Genomic DNA, 23,128 nt, shown 5'->3' with positions numbered 1-23,128 from the left:
GGGGAAGGGGAGAGGGGCGCGTCAGCCGTTCTGCTTTTCCAGCTTCTCGATGGCAGCCTTGGCGGCCATCTGCTCGGCCTCTTTCTTGCTGCGGCCGCTGCCAGCGCCCACGGGGGTGCCGTTCAGGTCCACCTCCATGAAGAAGCGCTTGTCGTGGTCGGGGCCCTCCTCGCCCACCAGGCGATAGTGCAGCACCTGGCCGCTCTGCCGCTGGACCAGCTCCTGAAGGGCGGTCTTGTGGTCCCGGGGCTTGGTCAGCCCGGCCACCTCACGGCTGAGGATATATTTCTGGATGATCTTCCGGGCGGAGCCGATGCCCCCGTCCAGATAGACAGCGGCCAGCACGGCCTCCACCGCGTCGGCCCGGATGGAGGGGCGCTGGCGTCCGCCGCCGGCCTCCTCGCCCCGGCCCAGGTGGAGATACTCCCCCAGGCCCAGCTCCTCGGCCACCACCACCAGGCTCTCCTCGCAGACCAGGGCGGCCCGGGTGCGGGTCAGGTCCCCCTCGGGTAGGTCGGGGTGGTTGCGGTACAGGTGGTCGGCCACCACCATGCCCAGAATGGAGTCGCCTAAAAATTCCAGCCGCTCGTTGCTTTGCAGCCGCCCTCTGCTCTCGTTGGCACAGGAGCTGTGGGTCAGCGCGTTTTCCAGCAGGGATCTATCCTGAAAGGTATACCCCAGCTTTTTTTCCAAGGTTTCCATGCGCAGCTCTCCTTAGACATGGCAAAACTCCGCCCGGGGCGGAGCTTCGCGTGTGTTTGACGTGTGTTATGTATGCTCAGTCCACTTTGCCCTGCAAAAAGCGGACCAGGTCGCCCACGGTGCTGATGGAGGAGGTCTCCTCCTCGGTGAGCTCGTCAATGCCGAACTCCTCTTCCAGGGCCATGGACAGGTCCACGATGTCCACCGAGTCGGCGTTCAGGTCATCGGCAAAGGAGGTCTCCATGGTGATGGAATCCTCGTCCACATTAAACTGCTCGGCAATGAGCGATTTCAGTTTTTCAAAGATCATACTCGCTGCTCCTTCGTATGTGCGGTGCACGTTTTCTTTCAATACTATATGCAGAATCCGCGGGACTGTCAATAGGGTTTCGGGATTTTTGTCGCCGGTGTTTCGCGTAATCGGGGGAGCCATCCTCGTGATTCCTGATTTTGGGGAGAAACATTATGCTTGAAAGTATAATGTTTTTGTGTATAATAAAATCAAGAGGAGGGATAGCAATGAAGCGATTTGTTGACCGCATCGAAGAACTCTCAGCGCTCGATGAGGAATATCGCCGCCCGGAGGCCTCGCTGGTAGTGGTCTATGGTCGTCGGCGCGTCGGGAAAACTGAACTGCTCTCTGAGTTTATCAAAGGCAAACGGGCGCTCTATTTTCTTGCTACCGAAGAAAGTATTGTAGAAAACCGCAATTCTTTCCGGCTGGCTGTGGCCGAATTTACGCAGCAGGGGCTTTTGCGTTCTGGAAATCAGTTTTCCTGGGACGTTCTGTTTGAGCAGACGGCCCAGGCCGGAACGGACGATGAGAAGGTCATCATCGTCTTGGATGAATTCCAGTATCTCGGGAAAGCAGAGAAAGCGTTCCCCTCCATTTTGCAGCGGACATGGGATACCCAGCTCAGGAATAAAAGGGTGATGCTGATCCTCTGCGGTTCTCTGATCTCCATGATGGAGGAGCAGGCCCTGTCCTATAGCAGCCCACTATACGGGCGGCGCACGGCCCAATTTAAGTTGCAGCAGATCCCGTTCTCCTATTATCATGAGTTTTTTGCGGATGCCGCGCCTATGGATGGCCGCCGGTTGATCGAATACTACTCTGTCACGGGCGGCGTTCCCAAGTATGTGGAGCTATTCCGCCCGCACAGTACGGTGTATGACGCCATTGACAGAAACATCCTGCGGCGGGACAGTTATCTCTATGAGGAACCGCGCTTTTTGCTCCAGAACGAAGTTCAGGAGGTGGGCACTTACTTTTCCATCATCAAAGCCATTGCCGCGGGAAATCGGAAACTGGGCCAGATCGGCGGTGTTCTGGAAACAAAGGTCACCAATCTGACCCGTCCGCTGAAAACACTGGTGGACCTGGATATTCTGGAGCGGGAAGTCCCCGTCACCGAGGAAAAACCGGAGACCTGTAAGCAGGGGCAATATAAGATCAAAGATAACTTTCTGGCCTTTTGGTTCCAGTTCGTGTTTCCCTATCAAAGTTTTATTGAGGGCGGACATCCAGAGATCGTCTCCAGCCGAATTCGGGCGAATCTGATCAAAAACCACACGGCTTATGTCTATGAAGACATTTGTCGCCAGTCTGTTTGGGACCGCATTGGACGAGGCGAATTTCCAGCGCTCTATAACCGGGTGGGTCGTTGGTGGGGCAATCGGGACGTGGAGATCGATATCGTTGCACTGGATACCGTGAGCCGAAACGATATTTTGTTCGGTGAGTGCAAGTTTTACGAGTCCGCCCCTGTGGGAGCCGATGTGCTGACCAGTCTCCAGGCAAAGGCGAAAAGCGTATCCTGGGGAAATACAGACCGCCGGGAGACCTTTGTGATCTTCTCGGAGACCGGATTTTCAGATGCGCTGGTAGAACTGGCCCAACAGCAGGGAAACGTGAAGCTGCTGTCCTGCTTGTCAGCAGAAGAATGAAACTTTTTTACAAGCAAAACCGGCCCGCCCCAAAACTGGGGCAGGCCGGTCATGTTTTTTCAGAGAACTTACTTCATAGAGGTGGTCAGGACCTTCTTCAGGTGGGCGAAGCGGGGGAGGGCGCTCTCCTTCACGGCCTCGGTCTCGCCCTGGATGAGGGGCAGGACATAGTCGATGAAGGGCTGCTCCACGCCGTTGCCCTCTTTGTTGATCCACTCGCGGGGGACCTTCTTCTCGAAGTTGGCCACGATGTCCAGGGGCTCCAGGACGATCTCGCAGTGATACTCGCCGTTGTCCCGGGTGCAGTGGAAGGCCACCATCTTGTCGGTGGTGCCGCTGACAGCGGCCTCGACGGCGGCGGAACCGGCCAGCCAGGCCTCGTCCACGTCGGTCTTAGAGGCCAGGTGAGAGCCGCAGCGCTGGAGCAGGGACAGCTCGATGCCACGGACCTTGGCGCCGGTGGCCTGCTTCACGGTGTCGGCCAGCATCACGGCCAGGCCGCCCAGCTGGGCGTGACCGAAGCCGTCGGTGGCGGAGGTCTTGGCCTCGGACACGAAGGTGCCGTCGGCATAGTGGATGCCCTCGGACACGGCCACCATGCACTTGCCGGTCTTCTCGTACACGGCCTTCACGTCGGCGAGGAACTTGTCCATGTCAAAGTCGGTCTCGGGCAGATAGACCAGGTCGGGGCCGCAGCCGGTGAGAGAGGCCAGGGCGGCGGAACCGGCCAGCCAGCCGGCGTGACGGCCCATGATCTCGATGATGGTGACCATGCCGGTGTCATACACGTGGGCGTCCTGCCACACCTCGGCGCAGGAGGTGGCGATGTACTTGGCGGCAGAGGCGAAGCCGGGGCAGTGGTCGGTGCCGTTCAGGTCGTTGTCGATGGTCTTGGGCACGCCCATGATGCGGCACTCATAGCCCACCTTCTGCATGTACTTGGAGATCTTGTTGCAGGTGTCCATGGAGTCGTTGCCGCCGTTATAGAAGAAGTAGCGCACGTTGTACTTCTTGAAGATCTCCAGGATGCGCTTATAATCGGTGTCGTCCTGGTCGGGGTCGGCCAGCTTATAGCGGCAGGAACCCAGGGCGGAGGAGGGGGTGAACTTCATCAGGTCCAGCTCGGCGGGGTCCTCCTGACCCATGTCATACAGCTTGTCCTCCAAAACGCCCTTGATGCCGTGGGCCGCGCCCAGCACCCGGGTGATGCAGTCGGCCTTCAAAGCGGTCTGGATCACACCCTGAGCGCTGGCGTTAATCACGGCGGTGGGGCCGCCAGACTGGCCAATGATACAAGCTCCAGTCAATTTCTCCATGTTTGCGTCCTCCTTAAACGATATAGATAATTCAAAAATAGATTTAACTCGGAAATTCTCCTTTATTAAGATAGCACAAACCCTTGTAATTAGCAATCGTTAATGGTACAATATGAGTCGTAAAAACTTTGAAGGAGATGGTAATAATGCCATTGGTCACTACTACCGAAATGTTTAAGAAGGCTTATGACGGCGGTTACGCCATCGGCGCTTTCAACGTCAACAACATGGAGATCGTCCAGGGCATCACCGAGGCCGCCAAGGAAGAGAAGGCGCCCCTGATTCTTCAGGTCTCCAAGGGCGCCCGAGCCTATGCCAACCACACCTATCTGGTCAAGCTGGTAGAGGCCGCTGTCATCGAGTGCCCCGAGATCCCCATCGCCCTGCACCTGGACCACGGTCCTGACTTTGAGACCTGCAAGTCCTGCATCGACGGCGGCTTCACCTCCGTCATGATCGACGCCAGCTCCAAGCCCTTTGCCGAGAACATCGAGATCACCAAGAAGGTCGTGGAGTACGCCCACGACCACGGCGTGGTGGTCGAGGCCGAGCTGGGCACCCTGGCCGGCGTGGAGGACGAGGTGAAGGTCAAGGCCGAGGATTCCAGCTACACCCGCCCCGAAGAGGTGGAGGAGTTCGTCACCAAGACCGGCTGCGACTCTCTGGCCATCGCCATCGGCACCAGCCACGGCGCCTATAAGTTCACCCCCGACCAGTGCACCCGCAACGAGCAGGGCATCCTGGTTCCCCCGCCCCTGCGCTTCGACGTGCTGGAGGAGGTCTCCAAGCGCCTGCCCGGCTTCCCCATCGTGCTCCACGGCTCCTCTTCCGTGCCCCAGAACTTCGTGAAGATGATCAACGAGAACGGCGGCAAGATGCCCGACGCCATCGGCATCCCCGAGGACGAACTGCGCCACGCCGCCGAGCTGTCCGTGTGCAAGATCAACATCGACTCCGATCTGCGCCTGGCCATGACCGCCACCATCCGCGAGCACTTTGTGCAGCACCCCGGCGACTTCGATCCCCGTCAGTATCTGAAGCCCGCCCGTGCCGCCATCAAGGAGCTGGTGCGTCACAAGCTGATCGACGTGCTGGGCTGCGCCGGCAAGGCCTGAGCCATTTCCCTTCAAGCAACATAGAATTCTTCCGGGTTTGTGTTTTCCGCCCCTGCGGGGCGGGAAACACCAGGAAGGATCAAAAGAAAAATTCCCCGATCCGTTTGGGTCGGGGAATTTTTTGCCCCCTCCCGCATACCATCAGGGGAGAGGGGGGAGCGCATCCATGAAGCAGCTGAGGGAGATAGCCTATGACCGGGGGGCGGCGGTGCGGTATGCCCACGCCTGGGCCTATTGCCGCAACCCGCGGTATTATAATTACGACGACATCGGGGGCGATTGCACCAATTTCGCCTCCCAGTGCCTGTATGCGGGGACGGGAGTGATGAACTTCACGCCCATCTACGGCTGGTACTACTTAAATCCCAACGACAAGGCCCCGGCCTGGACGGGGGTGCCCTATTTCCGCAATTTCCTCGTCCGGTCCAAACCGTCCCCGGGGCCCTTTGCCCGGGAGGTGTCTCTGGAGGAGGTGGAGCCGGGGGATTTTATTCAGCTGCGGTTTGATAAGGAGCGCTTTGCGCACACACCTATCGTAGTGGAGGTGGGCAGCCCGGCTGCGCCGGATAACATTCTGGTGGCGGCCCACAGCGACGATACGGACTTTTGTCCCTTGGCTCGCTATGACTGCCGGGCCCTGCGCTGTCTGCATGTTTTAGGGGCCTGGAAGTGGGAGGAGCGTCAGGAGGGGTAAAAAATATCCGGGGCCGCGTTTGATTGCGGTCCCGGATATTTTAGGGCTTGATTTACTTCTCCAGCTTGCGGGCGGCCTTGCCCAGGAAGCGCTCGTCGGTGATGATGAAGCGCTCGTGGGTGCCCTCGCCGATCAGGCCCTTCTCGTCATAGGCGGCCACCTTGAACTCCAGGCGCTTGCCGTCCACGACGGTGACCTCGCTCTCGGCCCACACCTTCAGACCCACGGGGGTGGCGGAGACGTGGGAGATGTTTAGCTTGGTGCCCACGGTGCTCTCACCCTCGGCCAGGCCGGGGGCCACGGCGGTCCAGGCGGCCTGCTCCATCAGGGCGCACATCCAGGGGGTGGCGAACACGGGCAGGGTGCCGGACCCGGCGGTGATGGCGGTGTTCTGGTCGTTGACCACGGCCTCGGCCTTGGCCTTCATACCAACGGTAACAGACATGATAGTGTCCTCCTTGTAAGACGAAGTGGTGGGTATTAGGTTTTTTACGATGACGGAATCCCCCCGCCGCTTCGCGGCCCTCCCCCCTTTAACAAGGGGGGCTGTTTTTTGCTCCATTAGGCCCCCTTGTGAAAGGGGGCTGGCATCGCCGCAGGCGATGACTGAGGGATTCAGCGACATACACACACTGTATCTTACAACAATTCAGCCCAAAAATCCAGCGTCAAACTGCATCAAATCCGGTCAAGGGGTGATGCGGAACATGTCCACCACGCCGTCGATGAGCAGATCGCCTTTTTCGTCGGTGACGGTGACGTGGAAGATGGCCAGCTTGTGGCCCCGGCGCACCGTCTCGGCGGCAGCATAGAGCGTGCCGCTCTGTACATTGTGGAGAAAGTTCATGTGGGCGCTCTGGGTGACATAGTCCGCCCCGTCGGTGCGGGAGACGATGCCCGCCACGCAGTCGGCCATGGCGTACAGCAGGCCGCCGTGGGCATAGCCGTTGCGGTTTTTGGACTCCGGGGCCAGGTCCACCTTCACCACGCAGCGGTCGGGGGAGACGGAGACGATGGAGATGTGGTTATATTCCATAAAGGGATTGCTTTTGGCATAGGCACGGAAATCTTCTTCAGTGACCAATTTCATGGGGAACGCTCCTTTTCTGCGTTTTCCCTAGTGTACCCCCATTTACGGGAAAAGACAAGACAGAGAAAAGCGGGGGTGACATTTCCGGCGGAACGTGCTATAAAATAAAAGAGCAACCGAGAGAAAGGAGGACCCGGCTATGCAGAGGGTATTGTCCATGCAGCGCATGGGGGAGGCCGCGCCCCATATGGACCCCAAGACCCTGCAATATTTAAACGAGGGGCAGATCGAGAGCTTTGAGAGCTTTGAAGAATTCAGCCTGATCGCCTTTGACTGGTATGACGTACACAGCGATCGCACCCAGAATGAACAGATGCTGCTGTATCTGGATCGGGAGGACCTGTTTATCTTTTGCGAGGATCGGGCGGCGGAGGACAAGGCCAACGCCATTTTCCGCGAGGTGACGGCGGACGGGCCGCTGGAGAACCAGCAGCTGCTGTACCGCTTTTTCGTGCGGCTCATCCACGGGGATATGTCCCACCTGGAGCAGCTGGAGGCGGACATCAGCGAGGGGGAGACGGCCATCCTGTCCGGTACCCACCGGGAGGACATGGACCGCATCGTCCAGTGGCGGCGGGAGCTGCTGCGGCTAAAACGGTATTACGAGCAGCTGGACTCCATCTTCGACGAGCTGACCGCCAACGACAACGGCCTGCTGTCCCACGCCAGCGTCCGGCGCATGGCCATTCTGGGCGGGCGCATGGACCGGTATCTCAACGCCGTTCGGAACCTGCAGGAGTCGGTGACCCAGCTGCGGGAGGCCTATCAGTCCCAGCTGTCCATCCAGCAGAACGAGCTGATGAAGCTGTTCACCGTGGTCACGGTGATCTTCCTGCCCCTGTCCCTGCTGGCGGGGTGGTATGGAATGAACTTTGTGGGGATGCCGGAGCTGGGCTGGCGCTATGGCTATCCGGCGGTCATCGTCCTGAGCGTGCTGATCGTGGCGTGGCTGCTGTGGTATTTCCGAAAAAACAAGTGGCTTTAAGCCGAAAAGATACGCCGTCGCTTGCAAAAGCGGCGGCGTCAGTCTGTCGAGGAACCCGGTCTGTACTCAGGAACAGACTGGATCTCGAACATATATGAGCGAAAAAACAGCAAAGCGAAACGAGGACAACAGATTCCTCCATTTCCATGTGGCCAATTTTTTCAAGTTCATGGCAGCAAACTTAAGCTTCACCCAGTTCATCACCTGAGCCAAGCCTCTGTATTGCGTATAACGCATAGCCGGTCTTTGGCAGTGTAAGAAAGGCCGTCGGCATTACTCCGGCGGCCTTTCTTTAAATCAATCGGTTTTGCACTTTTCACGAGTTTGTCATGATTACTTCCGAGCACTTTCTGCTGCAACGATGAGTGCTTTCCAAATTTGTGCTCTAATTCCATCGTTAAGAGAGTGACTATACCCATACAACTTTTCATGTTCACTCATAGACATATACTGAGGATATCCATATTCTGCAGCAGTCGCATCGACAATAATCCATTCGCCATCCGCATAGGCCATATTCCAAGCATGGGCACCATTGGAAACGGTCCCTGAAAACATCCCTACAGGGATTCCCGCTACGCCCAAGATTGTATTAGTGGCACTTGCAAAGTCATTACAGACTCCTGATGTCCCCCTATCTGTCCAATAGAAACCCTTGCCATTTGCATCATAACTAAATCTCTTAGTGATTAGGTCAACACAAATCTTGATTTTTTCCTTGTCGCTCATTCCGTCAGTAAACTTTGACGTAGCTTCAGATACCGCCTGTACTTCTTCGTCGCTAATTCTATATGCATTGCACACATTCATACCATTGACAGATTTTGCTAAAAATTTGCACCCATTTGCATAGATTGACCCAAACGCAGCTGTCGTCTGATTCATTTTTGCGGTAGTTTTCCCCTCCGCATATACAGCATAATTGAAGTACGGGTTGATTTTCATACCGGAGCTATTTTTTGAAATCTCTTCAGCGTGAATGAGCGTATTTACCGCAGCGTTGAACGCATCCTTGTCGGTTGCTGCTTTGACCTCCTCGCTCTGCTTGGACCAGTAGTCATCGACAGGCTTATGGGTTGCATAGGAAAGCGTGACCGGTTCAGAACTGGTAGTACCAACAATACTGCTCTCCCCTACTCCGCCGGGAGTACTCGGTGTCGGAGTGGGTTCCGTTGTATCCGGCTTCGTTGTCGTGCTACTATCACCCGCATTGAGGAAGGCATCTTTCATGCGCCCATACACAACAGCAGCCTGTGCTCTATTCATATAGGAAGCGCCGGAGAAAGTGCCCTTGGAATCAGTACCGGCAATCAGGCCCATAGCAAAGACTGAAGCGACACTAATTTGATAAGAATTCGGGATACTCTTAAAGTCTGCAATCTTGTCAAATGTTGCTTCTGTTTCAGCAAGACCAGGGCGTCCAGAAAATTCTTTTGCATCCATGATGTTCGTCATAATGGCTGCCATGTCGTAGCGAGTGATAGGCGCATCCATCTTGCCCTGCACGAAGGTCAGCAAGTGTTTGTCCTCTGCTACTTTCTGTGCGGCTGCGTACCACTTTGCGTTAGAGCCAACGGCTTTCTTTGCCGCTTCGATCTCGTCGTTAAAGAAAGCGCGGGTCATGATAGTAACGAACTGTGCCTCCGTCAAGGTTCCGCTGGGAGAGAACACACCCGTGTAGTTCGCTGCGTTGCCTGCTGTACCAGCGATAACACCATCGGAATAGGCCCGTTCGATTTGGGTGTAAGCCCAGTGGGATGTGGGGACATCCGTGAAATGCGACTGCACAGTAGGTGCCGCAGCCAAGGCCGGGACGGAAAGGGATAAAAGCAAAGTCAGCAACAAGATCAATGATACAACGGTTTTTTTCATGACCGATTCCTCCATAAATTTCAGGTTAATACCATTATATCATATAGTGTCGACAGTGGGTATCTTTCTTGCAAATTTTAGCATATTTTTCTGCGAATAGCTTGAACCTCATATAAAAAGGCCGGGATAACGCTAATCCGCGTCACGCCGTCGCTTGCAAAAGCGGCGGCGTTTTTGTGCCTCGACAGGGCCGGACGGTGCCGATAATTTGCCTTATACGAAGGGCGCAAAACGCAAAGGCAAATTGGGGAAAAAGGGACATCGTATAATGACGGGGAAAGGAGGTCTTTCATCATGACAGAACAGTACGAAAGACATTTACGGGAGAAGCATCTCTCGGAGAACACCATCACGGCCTATCTCTTCGCCCTGCGGCAGTTCCGCCAGCACTATGGGGCGGTGACCCAGACCAACCTGTGCCGGTATAAGAGCTGGCTGATGGAGCGCTATAAGCCCCAGACGGTGAACCTGCGGCTCCAGGCCATCAACTGCTATCTGGAGAGCGTGGGCCGGGAGAAGTGGCGGCTGCCCTTTGTGCGGGTGCAGCAGAAGGCTTTTTTGGAAAACGTCATCAGCGAGGCAGATTATGAGTATTTTAAGACCCGCTTAAAGGAGGATGATGAGCTCTTCTGGTATTTTGTGGTCCGGTTCCTGGCGGCCACCGGGGCCCGCATCAGCGAGCTGCTTCAGCTGAAGGCCGAGCACATCCGCCTGGGCTATTTGGACCTGTACACCAAGGGGGGCAAGCTGCGGCGCATCTATATCCCCCAGGCTCTTCAGCAGGAGGCGGGCAAGTGGCTGGCCGGACAAAAAATGACCAGCGGCTTTGTCTTTCTCAACCGGCAAGGCCAGCGTATCACCGCCCGTGGGGTGTCCGCCCAGCTGAAAAAGCTGGCTGTGCGCTATGGCATCGACCCGGACGTGGTCTATCCCCACTCCTTTCGCCATCGGTTTGCCAAGAGCTTTTTGGACCGCTGTGGGGACATCGCCTTTCTGGCCGACCTGATGGGCCACGAGAGCATCGAGACCACCCGCATCTATCTGCGCAAGACGGCCACGGAGCAGCGGGCCATTGTGGACCGGGTGGTAGATTGGTGAGGAAAAGTGCTATTTTTCTGCCTATGAGGATCTTTTTTCAACTTTGTACATATAAGGCAAATTATCAGCCCTTTTTCTACCATATTATAGAAGAAGCTTACAAATAATGCAAAACAATTCGCTCGACAGGAAACGACAAAACACGCAAAAAGCCATCCGGGAGGAGAGCGGGTGCTCTCCTCCCGGATGACTTTAGAAGAGGGAGAAAGAAGAAAGAAAAGGTGAGATAGGGGTACCGAGCCGCTGATTGACTGCGATTACTTGGCGGCGGCGAAGCCCTGCTCCAGATCGGCCAGGATGTCGTCGATGTGCTCGGTGCCGATGGACAGGCGGATGGTGGCGGGGGTGATGCCCTGGTCAGCCAGCTCCTGGGCGGACAGCTGGGAGTGGGTGGTGGTGGCGGGGTGGATGACCAGGGACTTCACGTCGGCCACGTTGGCCAGCAGGGAGAAGATCTTCAGGTTGTCGATGAAGCGGAAGGCCTCCTCCTGGCCGCCCTTGATCTCGAAGGTGAAGATGCTGGCGCCGCCGTTGGGGAAGTACTTCTCATACAGGGCGTGATCGGGGTGGTCGGGCAGGGAGGGGTGGTTCACATGGGCCACCTGGGGGTGGTTGGCCAGGAACTCCACCACCTTCTTGGTGTTCTCTGCGTGGCGGTCCAGACGCAGGGACAGGGTCTCCACGCCCTGGAGCAGCAGGAAAGCATTGAAGGGAGAGATGCAGGCGCCGGTGTCCCGCAGCAGGATGGCCCGGATGTAGGTGACAAAGGCGGCGGGACCGGCGGCGTCCACAAAGGACACACCGTGATAGCTGGGGTTGGGGTCGGCGATGGCGGGATACTTGCCGCTGGCCTTCCAGTCGAACTTGCCGGAGTCCACGATCACGCCGCCCAGGGAGGTGCCGTGGCCGCCGATGAACTTGGTGGCGGAGTGGACCACGATGTCAGCGCCGTGCTCGATGGGCCGGATGAGATAGGGGGTGCCGAAGGTGTTGTCGATGACCAGGGGCAGGCCGTGCTTGTGGGCGATGGCGGCGATGGCGTCGATGTCGGGGATGTCGCTGTTGGGGTTGCCCAGGGTCTCCAGATAGATGGCGCGGGTGTTGTCCTGAATGGCGTTCTCCACCTCGGCCAGGTCGTGGGCGTTTACAAAGGTGGTGGACACGCCGAAGTGGGGCAGGGTGTGCTCCAGCAGGTTATAGCTGCCGCCGTAGATGGTCTTCTGGGCCACGATGTGACCGCCGTCGGCGGCCAGGGCCTGGATGGCATAGGTGATGGCGGCGGCGCCGGAGGCCACGGCCAGAGCGGCCACGCCGCCCTCCAGGGCCGCAATGCGCTTTTCGAACACGTCCTGGGTGGAGTTGGTCAGACGGCCATAGATGTTGCCCGCGTCAGCCAGACCAAACCGGGCGGCGGCATGGGCGGAATTATGGAAAACGTAAGAAGTGGTCTGATAGATAGGGACGGCGCGGGAGTCGGTGGCGGGATCGGCCTGCTCCTGGCCAACGTGGAGCTGAAGGGTCTCGAACTTATAATTACTCATGGGTAAACACCTCATTTAAATATTTTTGTATTTGGGTCCCACAGGGGGGAGAAGAACGTGAAGTCTGTTACGGTTTGGGTGCGGTCCCGGCGGACAGGTCCCGGACCACTTCACCGGCCAGGATCAATCCGGCGGCGGCGGGGACAAAGGCGGTGCTGCCGGGGACCTGGCGGCGCTGGGTGCATTTCCGGGCGGTGCCGGGGGGGACAGATGCAGTGGCTGCGGCAGCTGATGGCCATGTCGTCCAGGGGGGTGAGAGCCTGCTCCTGGGAGTAGACCACCTTCAGATGGCGGATGCCCCGCTTGCGCAGCTCCTTTCGCATCACCCGGGCCAGGGGACAGACAGAGGTCTTGTAGATGTCGGCCACCTGAAAGGCGGCGGCGTCCAGCTTGTTCCCCGCCCCCATGCAGCTGATGATGGGGGTCCCGGCGTCGTGGGCCTGCTGGATCAGCTCCAGCTTGCCGGTGACGGTGTCGATGGCGTCCACCACATAGTCATAGGCGGCGAAATCGAACTGGTCGGCGGTGGCGGGGGAGTAGAAGGTCTTATAGGTGGTCACGGCGATCTTGGGGTCGATGTCTGCGATGCGCTGGGCGGCCACATCCACCTTATACTGGCCCACCGTGCTGCGGGTGGCGAAGATCTGGCGGTTCAGATTGGTGAGGCAGACCCGGTCATCGTCGATCAGGTCCAGCGCCCCCACGCCGCTGCGGGCCAGGGCCTCTACGGTATAGCCGCCCACGCCGCCGATGCCGAACACGGCCACCCGGGCGCTGTGGAGACGGTCCATGCCGTCCTTCCCCAGCAGCAGCTGGGTCCTTGAATACTGGTCAAGCAAATGGTCTCATTCCTTTTCATGGCGCAAAAAATCCGGGCAGCCGTTACACAAGGAAACAGCACCCGGACGCAAGAATACTGACAGGGAAAATCACTTTACCCTTATTCCAGGGGAAGAAGGGCACAGGAACAAGACCCGCACAGCAGTTGTGTCCGGGAAGGGGACATTCGTCCAAAGCGGAAGTTGCTGCGCAGCAGCTTTTCAAACGCGGCGATCATGCTGGGGGCCTCCTTTCAGTCGGTTCGTTCTTGAGGATGAACAGAGTATAACCTACTTTCCCTATAAAGTCAATGGGTATTTGCAAAAAATCAGCCCACTAATTCAGAGGGTAATTTCATGTTTCTGACGGGAGGAGGATGAAGTTAGGAGTTAGGAGGGATGAGAGAGGAGTTAAAATAGCCTTCCCCATTCCAGGGGGAAGGTGGCATGGCGCAGCCATGACGGATGAGGGTGGCCACGGAGGTGCTTGCGCTATCGGCGGGCGGACACAGAGGTCCGCCCCTACACCAGGCTACGATGGCTCTTGTAGGGGCCGACCTCTGCGTCCGCCCGTTCCCGTTAAAAAAGACCTGCCTGGAAAACAGGCAGGTCTTGCTTTACATCAACGGCGCAAACACGCGTAAAATGCTTCGATAAAGCTGTAAGAGGATATTCAGGTGGCGGAAGCGGCGGAGGGTGATGGGCTCGCTTAACGTCAGGGTGTCCTGAAAGTCACGCTCGATGTCGTGGATGCAGGGGGCGTCGCACAGCCACACGCCGTCCTCAAAGTGGAGGAACAGGCTGCGGTAGTCCAGATTCACCGTGCCCACCGTGGCGAAGCGGCCATCCACCACAAAGTTTTTGGCGTGGATGAAGCCGGGGGTGTATTCATAGATGTGGACCCCGGCGTCCAGCAGGGGGGGATAGTGGGCGCGGGTCACCTCGAACACATAGCGCTTGTCGGGGATGTGGGGGGTGATGAGATACACGTCCACGCCGGACTTGGCGGCGTTGCACAGGGCGGTGTTGGTGGCCACGTCCACGATGAGGTAGGGCGTGGTGATATAGATATACTTTTTGGCCCGGGCAATCATGTTCAGATAGACCGACTGGCCCACCGTCTCCTGGTCCAGGGGGGTGTCGGTATAGGGCTGGACATAGCCCGTCCAGGGGCGCACCGGGGCGGCGGGGGGACGGAAGCGGTCAAAGTTCTCCTCCAGCCCGGCACAGTGGTCCCACATGGACAGGAACATCACCGTCATGGACCACACCGCGTCCCCCTCCAGCAATATGGCGCTGTCCTTCCAGTGGCCAAAGCGCTCCTTCTGGTTGATATACTCGTCGGCCAGGTTGATGCCCCCGGTAAAGCCCACCTGCCCGTCGATGATCATCAGCTTACGGTGGTCCCGGTTGTTCAGCCGGGGGGTCATGACGGGGCGGAAGCGGTTGAACACCCGGCACTGGATGCCCTTGGCCATCATCTGCTGGTCATAGTGCTGGGGCAGGGTGAACATGCAGCCCATGTCGTCATACAGCAGGCGCACCTCCACCCCCTGGGCGGCCTTCCGCTCCAGCACGTCCAGAATGCTGTCCCAGAACACCCCGGGCTGGATGATGAAGTATTCCAGAAAGATATACCGCTGGGCCTTCTCCAGCTCTGCCAGCATCCGGGGGAAGGCCAGGTCCCCCAGGGAGAAATACTCCGTCACCGTGTTGGTATAGGCGGGGCAGGCGGCCCGCTGCTCCAGATAGGTGGCCTGGGTGGCGGCCTCGCCTCCCAGGGGCAGCAGGTCGTCGGCCTTGAAGTCGGGCGCCAGGGCCTTGATGGATCGGTCCCAGATGCCCTGCATCCGGCGCTGCCGCCGGCTTGAGACGCGCCCGCCGCCGATGAACAGATAGAAGATGCCGCCGAACACCGGGAAGGGCAGGATGATCAGCAGCCAGGCGATCTTATAGGCCGGTTCCATCCGGCTGCCCACGATGGCCAGGGCGGCGGCGATGCTGATCAGAATACACACCCAGTAGAACGTCTCGACGTGCTCGGAAAAGGAAAACACCATCACCGCCAGCAGGGCGAACTGGATGAGCAGGGAGACGGCCACCAGCACAGAGCGGTGGAACAGGAAATAGAACAGTTTTTTCAGGGGGAAGCACCTCCTTTGGGGCGGGCGGCGTCAGGGCATCTGGCGCAGGGAACAGTGGATGTGGCCGCGGTCCAGCTCAATCACGCCATAGGTGGTCCGGGCGGTGCCGGGGTTGAGCATCCACAGGCCGTCCTCCAGCTGCTGGCACAGGGGGCGGTGGGTGTGGCCGAAGAGGAGAATGTCCGCCTGGCAGGCCCGGGCGTCGGCCACGGCGGCGTCATAGCCGCCCTTTACCCCCCACAGGTGCCCGTGGGAGAGGAGAATGCGCACCCCGTCCAGAGTGATCTGTTTCTTTAAAGCGTGGGTGGTCCAGCCGTCGCAGTTGCCGGGGACCATGCACACGGGGATGCGGGGATAGGCATAGGACACCGCCTCGGCGTCCTCCTCCAGATCGCCCAGGTGGATGATCTGGTCGGGGGCCTCGTCGGCCACGGCGGAGAGCATTCCGGCCACAGACCGGTGGGAATCGGAGAAAACAAGAATTTTCAAAGCTGTCACCTCTGCGCCTGGGGCGCATATACTTAGATTGAGATCGTGTTGGGAGGGATACCTATGCAGGGAAAAGGGACTCAGAGCGGTCCGGCCCAGGCGCTGGAGCAGAACCGGGCGGCCATCAGCAAGCTGGCCCAGTCGGGGGACGCCCAGCGGCTGATGGAGCTGCTGCGCCAGGGCGGCGGTGTGGAGCAGGCGGCCCAGGCCGCAGCGGCGGGGGACCCGGCGGCCCTGATGGCCATGATGGACCGCCTGATGCACACCCCGGAGGGGGCGGCGCTGGTGGACCGCATCGGGACCCAGGCCAAGCAGGCGGGACTGGAGTAACAGACTGAGGGGGTGGCTGGCCCGTGGCGGAGCTGGAGGAAAAACTGAATGCCATTTTGGGCGACCCCAACGCCATGGGGCAGATCATGGCTCTGGCCCGCTCCTTGGGCGGGGGAGGGGGCACGGGTGAGCCAAATTCACCTCCGCCGGAGCCGGGAGAGACTCCCCCGCCGCCCCCGGCGTCTCAACCGGAGGTCCCCGATTTATCCGCCCTGCTGGGCCAGGTGGACCCCAGGCTGATGCAGATGGGGCTGAGTCTGCTGAAAAACTGCAAGGAGCGGGATGACCGGAACGCCGCCCTGCTGCGGGCCCTGCGGCCCTTTCTCAAGGAGGAGCGCCGGGCGGGGCTGGACCGGGCCCTTCAGATCGTGGGGGTGACGCGGATCATCCGGGCGGCCCTGGACACCATGGGCGGAAAGGGGGAGGAGGGCCGTGTATAACCGCTATATCCCACAGGAGGAGGACTATATCCCCGTGGTCCCGCCGCCGGAAAACCCACCGCCGTCCCCGCCGAGGGCAGATCGGGCAGGGGGACAGAGCGCCCCCGGCTCCTCCGTGCTGTCCGCCCTGGGACTTGGGAACCTGGGCGGCCTGTTTTCCGGGGCGGAGGGCCTGGTGAGCCGTCTGCTGCCGGACAACGTGGACGCGGGGGACATTTTGCTGCTGCTCATCGTCCTCTATCTCCTGGCGGAGGGGGACGACTTAGACCTGGTCATCGCCCTGGGGCTGACCCTGGTGCTGGGTCTGGGCAGCGGGAAAGAGAAGAGGGAGAATAGCACACAGGGCGGCACAGTGGCCGCCCCGTAGGTGTTTGGAAATTACGTTACATTGTGCAGGGACGTGCCGTCTGGCAGGGAGAAGGCGTCGGCGGCGTCATAGGCCGTGGTGATGGGGGAGAGGGCGGACAGGCGATAGGTCAGCGTGCCCTCCTCCTCCGTCTCCGCCTGGACCAGCAGGCCGCTGTCCAGCCCGATCCAATAGCGCTCGGTCCGCTGGGGGTCGTCCAGGCGGACCTCCACATAGATGCAGGACAGGCCCTCCAGCTGGCGATAGTCGGCGGTGACGATGGCGCTCTGCCGCAGCTGGAGCACCGTCTCATAGGTGGGGATGTGCTGGGCCAGGTCGGCGGACAGGCCGTCCGCCGGGGCGGTCTGATACTGCTGGGAGCCGTCGTACCAGTAATAGAGCTTGTCCCCGCCGGTGAGATCGTGGCGCACCGCCCCGGAGGGCAGGGTCTGACGCACGTGGCACCAGTCCCCGTCGCACCACACCTGCACGGCGGTGGAGGAGGAGCCGCCGGTCCAGAAGGACTCCACCGTCAGCTCCCGATAATAGCTGTCTGACCGGTCCAGGGTGGCGATAACGCTCTGGACGGTGCGGGGGGTGATCTCCACCCGCTGATAGGCGCTGGAAGCGGACTGGGAGCCGTCGGAGGTGCTGCTGCCGCTGCCGCTGGCGTCGGCCAGCACCACGTGGGGGGTGTTCAGGGCCACCAGATTGCGGCCAAAGCTAACCAGCATGGCCCCGGCGATGAGAGCCACCACAGCCAGGGTGACCAGCAGCCGATTTTTCGGTTCCATAGTTTATACGCCGAAGGGCTCCGGCGGCTGGGGCAGCTGGCCGAAGTGCCACTGGATGGCGTCCACGATGCGGCGGCAGGCCTGGCCGTCTCCATAGGGGTTGACGGCGTGGGCCATCTTGTGATAGGCCGCCTGGTCAGACAGCAGCTCGCTTGCCATGCGGAAGATGTCCTCCTCCTCCACGCCGGCCAGGCGGACGGTGCCCGCGGCCACGGCCTCGGGGCGCTCGGTCTCCTTCCGCAGTACCAGCACGGGGCGGCCCAGGGCGGGGGCCTCCTCCTGCAAGCCGCCGGAGTCGGTCATCACCAGATAGCACCGGGCCATCAGGTTGTGCATCTCGTCCACGGACAGGGGGGCAATGAGATGGATGCGGGGGTGGCCGTCCAGATACTTGTGGGCGGCCTCCTGCACCACGGGGGACAGGTGGACGGGATAGACCAGCTCCACCTCTGGGAAGGCGTCGGCCACCCGGCGCAGGGCGGTCATGATGTTGGTCATGGGCTGGCCGTAATTTTCCCGCCGGTGGCAGGTGACCAGGATGATCTTTTTCCCCTGATAGTCCAGCTGATTGAGAATGTCCTCTGCAAAGGTGAAATCCTTTACGACAGTGGTCTGGAGGGCGTCGATGACGGTGTTGCCGGTGAGAAAGACGTTTTTGGTGATGCTCTCCCGGGCCAGGTTGTCCCGGTTGGCGGGGGTGGGGCAGAAGTGCAGGTCGGCCAGGGCGCCCACCATCTTCCGGTTCATCTCCTCGGGGAAGGGGGACCATTTGTCATAGGTGCGCAGACCGGCCTCCACATGGCCCACGGGGATCTTGTGATAGAAGGCGGCCAGGGCACCGGCGAAGGTGGTGGAGGTGTCACCGTGGACCAGGACCAGGTCGGGCTTGGCCTCCTCCAGCACGCCCTCCATGCCCAGCAGGCACTTGGAGGTGATGGTGGACAGGGTCTGCCGGGGCTCCATGATGTTCAGGTCATAGTCGGGCTTCAGCTTGAAGATGTTCAGCACCGAGTCCAGCATCTCCCGGTGCTGGGCGGTGACGCAGCACAGGGCCTGGATGCCCGGGCGGCGCTGAAGCTCCAGAGCCAGGGGGGCCATTTTAATGGCCTCGGGCCGGGTGCCGAAGATGGTCATCACTTTGATATCGCTCATGGCGTGGTATCCTCCTTCTGGTCAGAAGTTTTGGGGGGCTGGTCATCCTGACCGTCCTGCTCCTCCAGCTGGCGCAGGTGCTCCTCAATGGTGCTGTTGTGAGAGATGAAGATGCGGATGGCCATCCAGCCGGTGACGCACAGGGCCACCAGCAGCAGCGTCGCCTTTACCACGCCGCTGGTGGTGAGGACCACGGCGGACAGGCCCAGAATGGCGCTGATGACATACAGCACGGCCACCGCCTGCTTCTGAGAGAAGCCCATGTCGATGAGCCGGTGGTGGATGTGCCCCCGGTCCGGGGTCATGGGGGACTGCCCCTTGGCCAGACGGCGGAGAATGGCGAAGCTGGTGTCGAAGATGGGCAGGCCCAGCATCAGGAAGGGGACGGCGAAGGAGATAATGGTATAGAATTTGAACAGCCCCTGGATGGACACGGTGGCCAGGATGAAGCCCAGGAAGGTGGAGCCCGTGTCCCCCATGAAGATCTTGGCCGGGTTCAGGTTATAGGGCAGAAAGCCGATGCAGGCCCCGGCCAGGGCGGCGGTGAGCACGGCCACGTCGGGCTCTGACACCGTGAGGGCGATGACCAGCAGGGTCATAGAGCTGATGGTGGACACGCCGCAGGCCAGTCCGTCCAGTCCGTCGATCAGGTTCACCGCGTTGGTGATGCCCACGATCCAGAACACGGAGATGGGGATGGACAGCCAGCCCAGCACCCAGAAGGGGTCGCTGCTGAAGATGTTGATATTGGACAGGATATAGATGCGGCAGCCCGCGTGGACCGCGATGAGGGCGGCCACGATCTGCACCAAAAACTTGGGCTTGGCGGGCAGGGCATAGATATCGTCGAAAATGCCCAAAATCACAATGATAACGGCCCCCAGCAGCATGCCCCGGTATTGCTTGGACAGGACGGAAGACCAGCACGCTGAGCAGAAAGCCAAAGAAAATGGCCAGGCCGCCCATGCGGGGGATGGGGTGATTGTGCATCCGGCGGCCGTCCTTGGGCACGTCCACCGCGCGCCACCCGAAAGGCCAGGGAGCGGACCACCGGCGTGGAGATCAGGGCCACCACCGCCGCCGCCAGCAGGGCGGCAGCGGCAGTGCCCACAACAGAAAGTTCAATGGTCATGATAGATCCTCTTTATGTTCCAGATTCCTCATCTGCGGGGGAAGGGTTCAGCGGGGCAGGAAGCCCACCTTTTTATAGACCTTCCGCAGGGTCTTGTTGGCCACATAGCCGGCCTTCTCCGCGCCCTGCTTATACACAGACTCCAGATAGGCCTTGTCGGCCAGAATGCGGGTGGCCTCCTCCCGGATGGGGCGCAGGGCCTCGATGACCGCGTCGCCCACGGCGGGCTTGAACGCGCCGTAGCCCTGGCCGTCGAACTCCCGCTCGATCTCCTCCATGGTCTTGCCGGTGACGGCGGCATAGATGCTCATCAGGTTGGCCACGCCGGGCTTGTGCTCCGGGTCAAAGCGGACGCAGTGCTCGGTGTCGCTGTCGGTGATAGCCCGCTTGAACTTGCGCTGGATTTCCTCGGGCTTCTCCATCAGGAAGACGCAGCCCTCGGGGGCGGACTTGGACATCTGAGAGGTGGGGTCGGACAGACCCATGATCCGTGCGCCCGTCTTGGGGATATAGGGCTCGGGGATCTTGAACACGTCGCCATAGATGCCGTTGAAGCGCTTGGCGATGTCCCGGGTCAGCTCCACGTGCTGCTTCTGGTCGTTGCCCACGGGGACGAAGTCGGGCTGATAGAGCAGGATGTCCGCCGCCATCAGGGCGGGATAGGTGAACAGGCCGCCGTTGATATTGTCGGCATTTTTGGCGGACTTATCCTTGAACTGAGTCATGCGGGACAGCTCACCGAACATGGTGTAGCAGTTGAGCACCCAGCCCAGCTCCGCATGGGCGGGGACGTGGGACTGGACGAACAGGGTGTTCTTCTCCGGGTCCAGACCGCAGGCGATATACTGGGCCAGCTGCTCCAGGGTGCGGCGGCGCAGCTTGGCGGGTTCCTGACGGACGGTGATGGTGTGCATATCGGCCATAAAGTAGTAGCAGTCGAACTCCTCGGCCCAGGGCCCCCCAGTGCTTGATGGCACCCAGGTAGTTGCCCAGGTGCAGATCGCCGCTGGGCTGGATGCCGGAGAGCATTACTTTCTTTTCATCCATGGTTGTCGGCTCCTTTAAATACACGGCGCATCAAGAAACGCGCGCATAATATCGTACTATTTTACCACGGAGCGCGACATTAAGCAATATCCCAGGTGAACGAAGTTGGGACAAAGGCATACGCAAATAAATTGTGGACAGACAAAGAATATCCACCCTCTTTGGAACGCAGCTGCTCTGAAGAGGGTGGATATTTTCGAATTTTGGGAACGGTCCCTTTTGTGTTCTTCAGTCAAACATGACTGTGTCGACCATATGTCTGATCAGCCGCCAACAGTTCCAAATCCACGATAGACGCCGGAGCATCGTATCTCACGCGTTCTGCGCCTGTAAACACAGAGTACACGCCGACGGCGTCGGCCTCGTTTGTGTTTATCATCACCTCCATGCCGCGATACTGGAATCGCAACCAGCCCGCCGCCGTGATCGTGTCATCATCGTCTCCGAAATACTCATACTCGTCCACGCCAATCAGGGAGAGGAGATCTTCAAAAGACATCTCGTCGTCCATGTCTGGGAAAAGGATACTTTGCCCGGGTAATAGAACCCGGCGCATTTCAGCTGGTCTTCGCATGCCGTCATGGCCTTTTTAAAGTCGCCGCTGTGCCCAGCGAAGAAGATGGGGACGTATTCCGCACCTGGGGCCGCATAGCAGGCGGCGGCCCAGTCCGGGAAGCCGGCCAGACTTGCAGCGCACGCGCCGTCAGGATGCGCGTCTTCCGACGCACGAAGCGTTTTGCCCAGGTCATCGAGAGACGCGGGTGTGCTCGTTTCAGCAGAGCTGAAGTCCTCTGAGCGCCTGATCACCGGGAGCGGCGGGGGAGCAGGCGGAAAGCGCGAAAGCTGCAAGCAGACACAGGGCGGGAATGAGAGGCAGTTCGTTTCATGGTGACCTCCATTCTGACAGGATGATCCTGGTCAATCAAGTTTTATGAAAGGCGATTTGATACATTAGCTCTTTGTATGCGATCATTCTCTTGCTGGTTTCAATTAGATCAGAGAGAAGTTCATCGTAATGCGGATACTGCTTCTGGATATCCTGCGGGGAAAGTTTGGCGTCGCTCTCTTTTACGCTGCTCTCATACCATTTGCGATAACGTGCTTGCCACTTTGTTAAATGTGGACGCAGACCTTGATTGAGGACCTTTGTTGCCAACTCTATCAATTCTGATGCACATTCGATCTTCTCAATCGGCAGGTCTTTTATCAATTCTCTGGCGACGCGGAAATACTCATACCACGAATCATACACTTCCACGATCACATCATTTTCCTGGTCAAATTCCAATCCGATTTTCCGTGTGTTGAGTTCGACCCACAATTTATATGCAATAGCCAGGTCACGATTATCATAATGTACCGTAATGCTGCTGTTTCCAATCCCGAGCGTTATCTCTTGGACGGAGATGGCGTGTTTTCTTGAGACTGGAATGACTTTTTTGATCAGATAGCTGATACCGACCAGCGCTGCACACAGGACAAGGAGCGCCAGCCAATTTAGCTTGATCGAAATATAGTAAGTAGGCTCAAGAGTTATATCGATAATATTCATATTCCCTCCTAAAACTTAGACTCTCAAATACTTCCGTATCAAAAGAATCAGCTTTGGTGCGTCCAGGGGCTTGGGCAGGTGCTCGTTCATGCCGGCTTTGCGGCTGCGGACCTGGTCGTCTACGAAGGCGTTGGCGGTGAGGGCGAAGATGGGGACGGTCTTGGCGTCGGGGCGGTCCATGGAGCGGATGCGGCGGGTGGACTCCAGGCCGTCCATCACTGGCATCATCACGTCCATCAGCACCACGTCAAAGCTGCCGGGGGCGGACTGGGCGAAGGCCTCCACCGCCTGCCGGCCGTCCAGGGCCTCCACCACCTGGACGCCCTGCTTTTCCAGGACGAAGCGGGTGATCTCCCGGTTCATGTCGTTGTCCTCCGCCAGCAGCACCCGGGCCCCGGCGATGGAGGGCAGCTCCTCCACCGGGACGGGAGCGGCGGGAGCGGCGCTGTCCGGGTCGGGCAGGAAAGGCAGGACGATGGTAAAGGTGGTCCCCTTGCCCTGCTGGCTGACAAAGGAGATGGAGC

The 23,128-nt window shown here is 59.3% G+C and carries 23 protein-coding genes and 2 pseudogenes; 8 read left to right on the top strand and 17 right to left on the bottom strand.

Annotated features, from left to right (window positions below):
- Positions 1–21: 21 nt before the first annotated feature.
- Both rnc and acpP read right to left on the bottom strand, forming a co-directional pair.
- The gene (gene rnc, locus ACSAMP_RS11560; protein ID WP_441795870.1) at positions 22–702 is read right to left on the bottom strand and encodes a ribonuclease III; all 681 of its coding nucleotides are present in this window, start codon (positions 700–702) and stop codon (positions 22–24) included.
- A 76-nt stretch (positions 703–778) separates the two neighbouring features.
- Positions 779–1,012, bottom strand: a complete 234-nt coding sequence (gene acpP, locus ACSAMP_RS11555; RefSeq protein ID WP_441795869.1) for an acyl carrier protein — start codon at positions 1,010–1,012, stop codon at positions 779–781.
- 209 nt (positions 1,013–1,221) lie between these two features.
- Between acpP and ACSAMP_RS11550 the strand changes: the two genes are divergently transcribed.
- The gene (locus ACSAMP_RS11550; RefSeq protein ID WP_441795868.1) at positions 1,222–2,649 is read left to right on the top strand and encodes an ATP-binding protein; all 1,428 of its coding nucleotides are present in this window, start codon (positions 1,222–1,224) and stop codon (positions 2,647–2,649) included.
- Positions 2,650–2,717: 68 nt separating this feature from the next.
- Here the strand turns inward: ACSAMP_RS11550 and ACSAMP_RS11545 are convergent, their stop codons facing one another.
- Positions 2,718–3,965 (bottom strand): 6-phosphofructokinase, encoded by a 1,248-nt coding sequence (locus ACSAMP_RS11545; RefSeq protein WP_457800558.1) that lies wholly within the window; start codon positions 3,963–3,965, stop codon positions 2,718–2,720.
- A 146-nt stretch (positions 3,966–4,111) separates the two neighbouring features.
- Between ACSAMP_RS11545 and fba the strand changes: the two genes are divergently transcribed.
- Together fba and ACSAMP_RS11535 are read left to right on the top strand one after the other, a co-directional pair.
- Positions 4,112–5,080 carry a class II fructose-1,6-bisphosphate aldolase gene (gene fba / locus ACSAMP_RS11540; RefSeq protein ID WP_457800557.1) on the top strand — a complete coding sequence of 323 codons (969 nt, stop codon included), beginning with the start codon at positions 4,112–4,114 and terminating at the stop codon, positions 5,078–5,080.
- 166 nt (positions 5,081–5,246) lie between these two features.
- Positions 5,247–5,774, top strand: a complete 528-nt coding sequence (locus ACSAMP_RS11535; protein ID WP_457800556.1) for an amidase domain-containing protein — start codon at positions 5,247–5,249, stop codon at positions 5,772–5,774.
- A 52-nt stretch (positions 5,775–5,826) separates the two neighbouring features.
- Here the strand turns inward: ACSAMP_RS11535 and ACSAMP_RS11530 are convergent, their stop codons facing one another.
- A complete protein-coding gene (locus tag ACSAMP_RS11530) occupies positions 5,827–6,219 on the bottom strand; it encodes a thioesterase family protein (RefSeq protein WP_441795864.1) in 393 nt (130 codons plus the stop codon).
- Between the two features lie 243 nt (positions 6,220–6,462).
- A complete protein-coding gene (locus ACSAMP_RS11525) occupies positions 6,463–6,864 on the bottom strand; it encodes a PaaI family thioesterase (protein ID WP_457800555.1) in 402 nt (133 codons plus the stop codon).
- A gap of 139 nt (positions 6,865–7,003) precedes the next feature.
- Here ACSAMP_RS11525 and ACSAMP_RS11520 point away from each other — a divergent pair, with 139 nt between their 5' ends.
- Positions 7,004–7,849: a magnesium transporter CorA family protein gene (locus tag ACSAMP_RS11520; protein WP_457800554.1), complete on the top strand. Its 846-nt coding sequence runs from the start codon at positions 7,004–7,006 to the stop codon at positions 7,847–7,849.
- A 333-nt stretch (positions 7,850–8,182) separates the two neighbouring features.
- On the opposite strand, the gene ACSAMP_RS11515 is transcribed toward ACSAMP_RS11520, so the two are convergent.
- Positions 8,183–9,721 (bottom strand): S-layer homology domain-containing protein, encoded by a 1,539-nt coding sequence (locus tag ACSAMP_RS11515; protein ID WP_457800553.1) that lies wholly within the window; start codon positions 9,719–9,721, stop codon positions 8,183–8,185.
- Between the two features lie 294 nt (positions 9,722–10,015).
- Between ACSAMP_RS11515 and ACSAMP_RS11510 the strand changes: the two genes are divergently transcribed.
- Positions 10,016–10,819, top strand: a complete 804-nt coding sequence (locus ACSAMP_RS11510; protein ID WP_457800552.1) for a tyrosine-type recombinase/integrase — start codon at positions 10,016–10,018, stop codon at positions 10,817–10,819.
- A 257-nt stretch (positions 10,820–11,076) separates the two neighbouring features.
- On the opposite strand, the gene ACSAMP_RS11505 is transcribed toward ACSAMP_RS11510, so the two are convergent.
- From ACSAMP_RS11505 to ACSAMP_RS11490, 4 genes and pseudogenes are all read right to left on the bottom strand, one after another.
- Entirely contained in the window at positions 11,077–12,360 is a 1,284-nt protein-coding gene (locus ACSAMP_RS11505) for an O-acetylhomoserine aminocarboxypropyltransferase/cysteine synthase family protein (RefSeq protein WP_457800551.1), read from the bottom strand.
- Positions 12,361–12,427: 67 nt separating this feature from the next.
- Positions 12,428–13,199: pseudogene (locus ACSAMP_RS11500) on the bottom strand (tRNA threonylcarbamoyladenosine dehydratase).
- A 596-nt stretch (positions 13,200–13,795) separates the two neighbouring features.
- Complete coding sequence (gene cls, locus ACSAMP_RS11495) at positions 13,796–15,286, bottom strand: cardiolipin synthase (protein WP_457800550.1); 1,491 nt, start codon at positions 15,284–15,286, stop codon at positions 13,796–13,798.
- A gap of 66 nt (positions 15,287–15,352) precedes the next feature.
- Positions 15,353–15,811: a metallophosphoesterase family protein gene (locus ACSAMP_RS11490; RefSeq protein ID WP_457800549.1), complete on the bottom strand. Its 459-nt coding sequence runs from the start codon at positions 15,809–15,811 to the stop codon at positions 15,353–15,355.
- Positions 15,812–15,874: 63 nt separating this feature from the next.
- Here ACSAMP_RS11490 and ACSAMP_RS11485 point away from each other — a divergent pair, with 63 nt between their 5' ends.
- Genes ACSAMP_RS11485 through ACSAMP_RS11475 form a run of 3 tightly spaced genes read left to right on the top strand, consistent with a single transcriptional unit; the run spans position 15,875 to position 16,948 of the window.
- Positions 15,875–16,141 carry a hypothetical protein gene (locus tag ACSAMP_RS11485; protein WP_441795856.1) on the top strand — a complete coding sequence of 89 codons (267 nt, stop codon included), beginning with the start codon at positions 15,875–15,877 and terminating at the stop codon, positions 16,139–16,141.
- Between the two features lie 23 nt (positions 16,142–16,164).
- Positions 16,165–16,581, top strand: a complete 417-nt coding sequence (locus ACSAMP_RS11480; RefSeq protein WP_441795855.1) for a hypothetical protein — start codon at positions 16,165–16,167, stop codon at positions 16,579–16,581.
- The gene (locus ACSAMP_RS11475) at positions 16,574–16,948 is read left to right on the top strand and encodes a hypothetical protein (protein ID WP_441795854.1); all 375 of its coding nucleotides are present in this window, start codon (positions 16,574–16,576) and stop codon (positions 16,946–16,948) included. Before ACSAMP_RS11480 ends, ACSAMP_RS11475 begins: the two co-directional genes overlap by 8 nt.
- 11 nt (positions 16,949–16,959) lie before the next feature.
- On the opposite strand, the gene ACSAMP_RS11470 is transcribed toward ACSAMP_RS11475, so the two are convergent.
- The 7 genes and pseudogenes from ACSAMP_RS11470 to ACSAMP_RS11440 form a co-directional block, all read right to left on the bottom strand.
- Positions 16,960–17,721, bottom strand: a complete 762-nt coding sequence (locus ACSAMP_RS11470; protein ID WP_441795853.1) for a hypothetical protein — start codon at positions 17,719–17,721, stop codon at positions 16,960–16,962.
- Between the two features lie 3 nt (positions 17,722–17,724).
- Positions 17,725–18,873, bottom strand: a complete 1,149-nt coding sequence (wecB, locus tag ACSAMP_RS11465) for a non-hydrolyzing UDP-N-acetylglucosamine 2-epimerase (protein ID WP_457800548.1) — start codon at positions 18,871–18,873, stop codon at positions 17,725–17,727.
- Positions 18,870–19,817 carry an MraY family glycosyltransferase gene (locus tag ACSAMP_RS11460; RefSeq protein WP_457800547.1) on the bottom strand — a complete coding sequence of 316 codons (948 nt, stop codon included), beginning with the start codon at positions 19,815–19,817 and terminating at the stop codon, positions 18,870–18,872. The genes wecB and ACSAMP_RS11460 overlap by 4 nt, the downstream gene beginning before the upstream one ends.
- Positions 19,818–20,052: 235 nt before the next feature.
- Positions 20,053–21,052 (bottom strand): annotated as a pseudogene (gene trpS / locus ACSAMP_RS11455) (tryptophan--tRNA ligase).
- 232 nt (positions 21,053–21,284) lie between these two features.
- Positions 21,285–21,551 carry a hypothetical protein gene (locus tag ACSAMP_RS11450; protein ID WP_457800546.1) on the bottom strand — a complete coding sequence of 89 codons (267 nt, stop codon included), beginning with the start codon at positions 21,549–21,551 and terminating at the stop codon, positions 21,285–21,287.
- A gap of 423 nt (positions 21,552–21,974) precedes the next feature.
- Complete coding sequence (locus ACSAMP_RS11445; protein ID WP_457800545.1) at positions 21,975–22,604, bottom strand: hypothetical protein; 630 nt, start codon at positions 22,602–22,604, stop codon at positions 21,975–21,977.
- Positions 22,605–22,619: 15 nt separating this feature from the next.
- The coding region (locus ACSAMP_RS11440) for a response regulator (protein WP_457800544.1) at positions 22,620–23,128 on the bottom strand (509 nt) is incomplete at its 5' end.

The organism is Flintibacter sp. SJQ-8 (genome assembly GCF_054108085.1).
The sequence above is the reverse complement of the archived record's forward strand: the minus strand, read 5'-3'. Positions and strand labels throughout refer to the sequence as shown.